Annotated in this window: 7 protein-coding genes; 6 read left to right on the top strand and 1 reads right to left on the bottom strand. The window is 33.0% G+C overall.

The window, feature by feature from the left end; genetic code table 11:
* The 4 genes from MKX82_RS27355 to cydC all read left to right on the top strand — a co-directional run.
* The coding region (locus MKX82_RS27355; RefSeq protein WP_341081549.1) for a cytochrome ubiquinol oxidase subunit I at positions 1-264 on the top strand (264 nt) is incomplete at its 5' end.
* On the top strand, positions 261-1,274 hold the full coding sequence (locus tag MKX82_RS27350; RefSeq protein ID WP_341081547.1) for a cytochrome d ubiquinol oxidase subunit II: 1,014 nt from the start codon (positions 261-263) through the stop codon (positions 1,272-1,274). The genes MKX82_RS27355 and MKX82_RS27350, both read left to right, overlap by 4 nt.
* A 29-nt stretch (positions 1,275-1,303) precedes the next feature.
* A complete protein-coding gene (cydD, locus tag MKX82_RS27345; protein WP_341081545.1) occupies positions 1,304-3,037 on the top strand; it encodes a thiol reductant ABC exporter subunit CydD in 1,734 nt (577 codons plus the stop codon).
* On the top strand, positions 3,034-4,752 hold the full coding sequence (gene cydC / locus MKX82_RS27340; protein ID WP_341081543.1) for a thiol reductant ABC exporter subunit CydC: 1,719 nt from the start codon (positions 3,034-3,036) through the stop codon (positions 4,750-4,752). The genes cydD and cydC overlap by 4 nt, the downstream gene beginning before the upstream one ends.
* Positions 4,753-4,962: 210 nt before the next feature.
* On the opposite strand, the gene MKX82_RS27335 is transcribed toward cydC, so the two are convergent.
* Complete coding sequence (locus MKX82_RS27335; RefSeq protein WP_251646711.1) at positions 4,963-5,265, bottom strand: hypothetical protein; 303 nt, start codon at positions 5,263-5,265, stop codon at positions 4,963-4,965.
* A 659-nt stretch (positions 5,266-5,924) separates the two neighbouring features.
* Here MKX82_RS27335 and MKX82_RS27330 point away from each other — a divergent pair.
* Positions 5,925-6,140: a hypothetical protein gene (locus tag MKX82_RS27330; protein WP_233314901.1), complete on the top strand. Its 216-nt coding sequence runs from the start codon at positions 5,925-5,927 to the stop codon at positions 6,138-6,140.
* A 777-nt stretch (positions 6,141-6,917) separates the two neighbouring features.
* Positions 6,918-7,223 carry a hypothetical protein gene (locus MKX82_RS27325; RefSeq protein ID WP_341081541.1) on the top strand — a complete coding sequence of 102 codons (306 nt, stop codon included), beginning with the start codon at positions 6,918-6,920 and terminating at the stop codon, positions 7,221-7,223.
* Positions 7,224-7,934 lie beyond the last annotated feature (711 nt).

The raw sequence follows: 7,934 nt of genomic DNA, 5'->3' as shown, positions 1-7,934 counted from the left end.
CCACTTGCGATGTTAGCAGTCGAATTTGGCTGGGTATTTGCAGAGCTGGGCAGACAGCCATGGATTTTAAGAGGATATATGACAGTGGAAGAGGCAGCAACTAAATCTCCCTATATTGTTCACATGTTTTTCTTATTTTTAGCACTATACTTAGTGCTTGGAACCCTATTTGTCCTTACTTTAAGGAAATTATTTAAAGATAAGCCTGTGGAACTCGAATTAGAGAAATACTACCCTGAACTTAATAAGGGGGATAAAAAATGAGCTATGAAGTAATTGGGATTAGTGTATTATGGATATTTTTATATGGATATCTAATAGTGGCATCCATAGATTTCGGTGCAGGCTTTTTCGCTTACTATGCAAAAGTTACGAAACAAGATCACATTATCAATAAAATTATTTCACGTTATTTATCTCCAGTTTGGGAGGTAACAAATGTATTTTTAGTATTCTTTTTTGTTGGTATTGTTGGATTCTTTCCATCAACAGCCTATTACTATGGATCAGCATTACTTGTACCCGCAAGTTTTGCCATCATTTTGATAGCTATTCGCGGTTCCTTTTATGCTTTTGAAAATTATGGGTCAAAACAAAGTAATATTTATATGTTTCTATATGGTGCAACAGGGCTATTTATCCCAGCCTCTCTATCGGTTGCCCTAACGATTTCTGAGGGCGGATTCATTACAGAACAAAATGGACACGTATCATTAAAATACTTTGAGTTATTTACTAGTCCATTAGCTTGGAGCATTGTTGGTTTGGCTATTGTCTCTGTCCTGTTTATTAGTGCGAGCTTTATAACGTACTATGCATCAAGAGCAAATGATATACCGGCACTTCATTTAGTAAGAAAATGGGCACTTTTTTGGGCAACACCAACCATTATTATGGCACTTACAACCATGATAGCTTTAAGTCAGCGCAATCAGCAAAATTACGAAAATATGATTGATTTATGGTGGGTTTTTGGTCTATCGATGGCATTTTTCTTAATTGCGATTAGTCTATTGTATATTGGCAAGTATTATGGTGTTGCTTTTATAGCGATTATGCTGCAATTTCTTTTTGCCTTTTTTGGATACGGCATGGCCAAGTTTCCATATTTACTATATCCGCAAATCAGTATAGAAAATAGTGTTACAAATCCTTCGATGGGAATTGCACTTATTGTTGCATTTATAGGTGGACTGCTATTATTAGTTCCTTCCCTGATTTTGTTAATGCGTCTGTTCTTATTTGATGCAGATTACGCGAAGGGTAAAAAATAAATGAGATTGAACAAAGGGCTGAATTGATTATGCAAAAATTAAAGCAGACCATCTGGTTATATAAAAAAAGAATTTTTCTTTTAATGGGATTAACATTAATACTTGGTATAGCCGTTATTACACAGGCTTTCGCAATGACGAATATAGTGGATGGTGTCTTCTTGAATCATCAAACCTTTTCAGCAGTTATACCATGGTTAATCCTATTATTATTCATACTATTGATTAGATCTAGTTCTGATTATCTAAGTAAACGTATCGGTGTTTCCATTGCGAGCGATGTAAAGAATGCTACGCGTAAAGAATTATTAACGAAATATGCTGGTAGCTCTATTCAGTTAGCAGAAAAAGGGCAAACAGGTAAAAAGGTTAGTATGCTGCTTGATGGTGTGGATGAGATGGATAGCTTTTATAGTCAATTTATTCCGCAAGTGATGCAGAGCACCTTTGTACCGATTTTAGTGCTAATAATCATTTTTACACAACATATCAATTCAGGTTTAATACTATTAGTTTCCGCTCCTTTTATTCCGATCTATATGATTATCATCGGAATTAAAACGCAAAAAAAATCAGAAGAGAAGTTAGAAAAACTAGCTTCTTTTTCTGGTAACTTTTTAGATGCATTAAAAGGACTCGTTACGTTAAAGTTATTTGACCAAACGAAACGTCAAAAGGATGAATTAGAAAAAAGTAGTTTGAGTTTTCGTGACACAACTCTTGATATACTAAAGATTGCTTTTACACAATCCTTTGCACTTGAACTTATCTCCATGCTAAGTATAGGAATTGTTGCACTGGAATTGGCTATACAGATGATTATTTATGAAAACATGTCATTCTTCACGGCCTTTTTAATTCTTATATTAGTTCCTGAGTTTTTTACTTCATTAAAAGAACTAGGAACAACATTCCATAATGGCAGAGCAAGTATGGGAGCGACGAAAAAAGTATTAGAAGAATTTGAGGAACAAGAAAACTTGTTGTTATGGGGAAAAGAAGAGCTGCCAAAGCAGGATGTTCCTCCAACTATATTCCTTGATCAAGTAGGATATACCTATCCTGTTGGGGACTTTCAATTAAAGCCGGTCACTGCTACGTTCTTGCCAAAACAAAAGATTGCCATAGTTGGTGCAAGTGGAACAGGGAAATCTACTTTACTTAACATATTGGCAGGAATGATAACTCCAGATCATGGGTCAGTTAAAATTAATAGTAGAGAGCTGACTAACTATACAGAAGCTTCCTGGTTAAATCAGATCTCTTACATTTCACAGCACCCTTATATTTTTTCTGGTACGATAGCTGAAAATATATCAATGGGGATTACAGATAAGGTAGACGAAACAGCTATAGAAGAGGCTGCAAGATTGGCTGGGCTTTTACCACTTATAAAATCTTTAGAAAAAGGGTTTCAAACAGAAATAGGGGAAGCAGGCAGGGGATTATCTAGCGGCGAGAAACAAAGGGTATCCATTGCCAGAGCCTTTCTGAAAAAACCGAATATAGTTTTACTTGATGAGCCAACACGAGGACTTGATCTTGCTACGGAAAGTATCTTGCAGCAATCGATTGAAATGCTAAGTGAAAAGGCGACTGTTATAACGGTAGCACATCGATTGCATACCATTAAAAATGCAGATCAGATTCTCTATCTAGAGAATGGGCAGTTACAAGCAACTGGTACGCATGAATACTTGGTTGAGAATATCCCAGCATATAAAAAAATTGTTACCATTCAAAAAGGGGGGGCTAAACAATGAGCGCTTTGCTAAAAGTAATTAAACTAGTTTTAATAGAGAAAAAAGATATCGTTATTGCGGTTATCTGTGGCTTTATTGCTGGAATTAGTAGTGTAGGTTTATTTGCAGCAAGTGGTTATCTTATTTCTAAATCAGCCTTAACCCCTCCCTTTTATACATTAATTGTATTAACATCAACTGTAAAATTATTAGGTCTAGTTAAAGCAGGGGCAAAATACGGAGAGCGTCTTTATTCCCACAGAGCAACATTTACCATTTTAAGTAATTTGCGAGTGGCTTTTTTTGAAAAATTAACTCCACTTGTTCCAAATGTTTTTCAAAAGTATAGAAGTGGAGATTTACTAGCACGTGTAGTTGGAGACGTAGAAAGTTTACAAAATTTCTTTCTGAGAGTTTTTTACCCACCAATGGTGTTATTTCTTGTTTTTATTAGTACCATTTTCTTTGCTAGCTTCTATTCAATGGAGATTGCTGTAATCCTTTTAATTGGATTTTTATTGACCACCGTCCTTATTCCAGCGCTATTTACCTTAAGACAAGTGAAGATTAATGGCAAAGTTAGAAATGAACGTGGTGAATTATCCACATATATTACAGAAATGATGTTTGGCTTTCGTGATTTAAAGTTATTTCAACAATTACAAACAAAACAAAATCATTTAATAAGTCAATCAGAAGCCTATATTGCTCAACAAAAAGCTGAAAATATAAATAAAATATCCAGTCAATCGTTTAATGGATTTATTACCTTTGTAGTCAGCTGGTTTGTCTTAGGCTTTGGAGCATATTTAGTTACGAATGGTACATTAGAAGGGATATTTTTGGCAATGCTAGTCATGGTTTCCCTTACTGTCTTTGAGCCTGCAGCACCAATGGCCGTCTTTCCAATCTATATGCAAGAAAGCAGTGATGCTTCCAAGCGTTTATATGATGTAGTAGAAGACCCAGACATACAGGTTAATGAGACTAAGGCGACTATATTTAAATTACCGGCTAATGCCCCATCACTACACTTTAAAGAAATCCAGTTTACACACCAAGGCGATTGGCGGACAACAATCCCTAATCTTTCATTAACGATACCATCTAAATCGAAAGTAGCAATTGTAGGTGCAAGTGGTTCTGGAAAATCCACATTACTGCAAATTGCCTTAAAGTTACTACAAGTTCAAAACGGTAAAGTATTCTGGGATAAACAAGATACAGCAAGTATTGCAGGCGAAGCAATCTGGGAACAAGCAAAGGTAGTGTTGCAGGAAAATCATTTCTTTTATGGTACCATCCGAGAAAATCTAAAATTAGCTGGAGCTGAACTTACAGATGATCAGTTGAAAGCTGCCTTAACTAACGTAAATCTTGAACAATTTTCTTTAGATCAGCAAGTATTAGAAAACGGTGAAAATCTTTCAGGAGGAGAAAAACAGCGATTAGCCATTGCTAGAGCTTTCCTAAAGAAAGGACATCTGTGGTTATTAGATGAGCCCACTTCATCATTAGATGCACTGACAGAACAAAGTATTTATCAGCGACTTTTCGAATATGCAAAAGAGGATACTTTAATACTAATCAGTCATAGGCTGCAAGGATTAGACAGAATGGATCTAATTATTGTAATGGACCAAGGAAATATTATAGAATCCGGTTCCTATCAAGAGCTTATGAACAAACAAGGATACTTCTATGAAATGAAAACATTAGAAGAAAGTTTACTATAAAAAAGTATAAAAGTTAATATTAATACAGAGAACCTTGTGAAGAAATGTACTTAAATATTCCGAATTCCAATAAATCCAGCTGTGAATAGCTGGATTTTTTTATAATAAGCTGGATTATATTCTTGTTGGTAAAGGAGCTTACTTATAAGTGAAATTGTTTGTGAGGATTTACCCATAAATAAGCACAAAAAAGCCTCCAAGTAGAGACTTTTATGGTCCTCCTATCCCATATGCTACTAACAGCAAAAAAGTAAACAAAGATAACAGTACAAAAAAGATGGAATTAGAAATAATACTGAAAACCATGATTGGCTTATCTTTCGTTTTTATTCCTAATATCATTGCTACTATAAACCCAATGTCGATTATAAAATATAGGGTTATACTAACCAGCATATGTACATTGGGAAAGTATCGAAAAACAGAGAACACTATAAATGCTAAAACAAGTAAAATAACAGTAAGTGCAATTGGGTTAAAACCTTTTCTAATTTCCTGAGTCTGTTCACTCATATTTTTTTACACCTCCTTAGATACCTGAAAAATGGGTTACAGTACAGTCTAATCACCTTTTTAATACTATTACGGTTCTGAAATTCCATTTGCCAATGCTAAAAGAAATGTAATGATTGACATTATCACAATTAAAACAGAACTTGATACTATGCTAACAACAAATAGGGCAGAGTTTATCCTGTTTTTAAAAGATAAAATAAAGGCTACAACGCTTCCGGCAATAACTATTAAATAGCAAATTACCACTTTATCTAAACTAAATGTATTAGGATGATGTCTAGAAATATACAACACTACAATTACAGCAATAAATGCATGCACTAATTATAATGGATACAAAATTATTTTGTTTTTCCTTCCTTAGAACAGTCATTTAATCACCTCTGAGTAATTTTATCAAATTATTGTAATTTTTACCAATTAAAACGATGTATTCTAAATGTTAAAAATTGGTATAAAAGGAGGCTGAGGTGATTATGGCTAAACCCTATAATGATTAGAGAAGATTATAAAAGAGTGACTATGCTTTTGAAAAGGCAGGGGCCTGTCCTTGTGAAACAATCTGTGTAGGATAGTTTAATAGTGAAACTTTTAAAATTCTCATACGTATTTAAAAATACAGCAAATGCTGTGTAAATGAAAGGGATGGTTTTACTATGTTATGGATTTTTTCTCAGGATAAACAAAGTTTGATAAGTGTAAAAGAGGTTACTGTAGAAGGAAAAAAAATAGTAGGCAGTTCAAATGAATGGAATAAAGCTTTAGGGAAGTATGAATCTAATGAAAGAGCATTAGAAATTCTTCATGAGATATTTACGAAAATACAAGAAAGCAATGATATTTCTGTGACATACACTATGCCTATAAAATAAAAGTTGATTTTTTAAGGTAGCGGGGCATTAATCCAAGAAGGATTAATGCCTTGTTTTTTTATGTCTTTTCTGAAGCTGCAATGAATGGTTAGCGTAAGCGTAATTCTTCACAACAAAAAATCAGCAAGAATTGGATAAGTGGCGTATCCATAATGAAAAAGGGATAATATCCTATATTAAGTGAAGCCTTCATTAACAGACCTTCTTAAAGGTGTTCCATGATCCTGGGACACCTATTTTATTTTTGTGAAGAAGAAGAGGATTTCCCATGAGGCCTAAGTTTTAAGAGTTAAGGTGTTTAAAATTGAGGGAGATTAGTGCAATAAGAATGTCAATAAATTTAAGTATCTAAACGAAGCAGTTTAGAGATATAATAAACACACATACAAACAAAAGGGAATTTACTGAAATATTAGGATGAAGAGAAAAAAATGACTACTCCGGATCTATATTCAAAGTTAGTTTTAGCACCTACATACATACTTGTATTAATAATACAATTCTTTATCTGTTATTAAATTTTAAGAAAAAAGGGTTCTTTGCATTTACGTTTAAAATATATGCGATATTTATTTTAGGTAATTACGTATTAGCACTTTATTTTCGTTTTTTAGTTAAGTAAAAAAATTCACTAACCACCTTATTTGGTGGTTTTTTCATGTTATAAATGAGATTGAGTAAAAAATATATATAAAACATCCCTAATCGCTAATACTTATGTTATTATTAGTGTAATATTATACTTTTATATAAAAATTACACAAGGGGAAAAGTTTAATGCAAAAGAGTCACTTAGTTTTATGGCTGTTAATAATTACTGCAACAGCATTAGGAGTATATGGACAATCACTAGCCTATTTTCTTGAGGGGATAATTAATACGACAGATAGCATTTATTACTTAACTATAATTACTGTAATTAGCATAAGTATATGCTCAGTTACTCCCGTAATAGGATTTTGGATGATAAAATTAAAAAAAGTTGAAAAAAAATACAGTCTTTTATACATTTTTGTTTTTGGAACAGTAGGAACCTTTGTATCAATGTGGTCATTATTTGTTTGTGCAATGTGGTGGGGGTAATTTATGTATTGCTAAGGTGCATTCATATACATATTGTCATCTCTTAAGGTGTTAAGTGTTGCCCTTATTATAGAACTATCTGGCTGTAATAAGTGAAGAGGGCCATCTATAATAGTAGAACAAGGAACATAACAACCACTTACAATAGATTGATAAGTCTGGTACAATAGTGGTGCTTATTTTACCAACTGTTTTATTGTAATAGTTTTGATTCATGGAGAGTGTAGTAATGAAAAGGTTCTTAACAGCCACACTATCTGTTGTTTTATTTGCAGTATTATATTCTTGTATTTTCTATGCACCTGATTTTAGTTTCTTTTGGTCCATTTTATTACTTTATAGGAATACCGGTATCACTACTTATAGATGTTGGCATGGAAAACATAGTAATAGAATCAAAAAAGGTAAGATATTTTCTCGTTTTGGGAATGTATTCAGTAGCTGGTATTCTTGCTGGTGTTCTATTTTTAATTATAGGGTCTCACTCTTTCCTTATTAAAGATGCCATTATATTTTCAATAATAGGAATCATTGCATCAAATATTTATTTTCATTTATCATTGTTGTTATCAAAAGTAAATTTAAAACCAATATGAATTTTACATGGAGACAGCTACTATTATGTGGCTGTTTTTTATGTAATTAGGGATTATTCCTTTTAATGATGAAAGTAAAAAACAGATACTTGTGAAAAAATGCACTGCTGTTTTA

Origin of the sequence: Niallia sp. FSL R7-0271 (assembly GCF_038005785.1) — a bacterium.
Lineage (GTDB): Bacteria > Bacillota > Bacilli > Bacillales > Cytobacillaceae > Niallia.
This window is presented reverse-complemented; position numbering and strand designations above follow the sequence as displayed.

What these genes read in the sequence shown, in the direction of transcription:
- MKX82_RS27350 (WP_341081547.1), top strand. Translation starts at nt 261, where the DNA reads ATGAGCTATGAAGTAATTGGGATTAGTGTATTATGGATATTTTTATAT.
- cydD (WP_341081545.1), top strand. Translation starts at nt 1,304, where the DNA reads ATGCAAAAATTAAAGCAGACCATCTGGTTATATAAAAAAAGAATTTTT.
- cydC (WP_341081543.1), top strand. Translation starts at nt 3,034, where the DNA reads ATGAGCGCTTTGCTAAAAGTAATTAAACTAGTTTTAATAGAGAAAAAA.
- MKX82_RS27335 (WP_251646711.1), bottom strand. Translation starts at nt 5,265, where the DNA reads ATGAGTGAACAGACTCAGGAAATTAGAAAAGGTTTTAACCCAATTGCA.
- MKX82_RS27330 (WP_233314901.1), top strand. Translation starts at nt 5,925, where the DNA reads ATGTTATGGATTTTTTCTCAGGATAAACAAAGTTTGATAAGTGTAAAA.
- MKX82_RS27325 (WP_341081541.1), top strand. Translation starts at nt 6,918, where the DNA reads ATGCAAAAGAGTCACTTAGTTTTATGGCTGTTAATAATTACTGCAACA.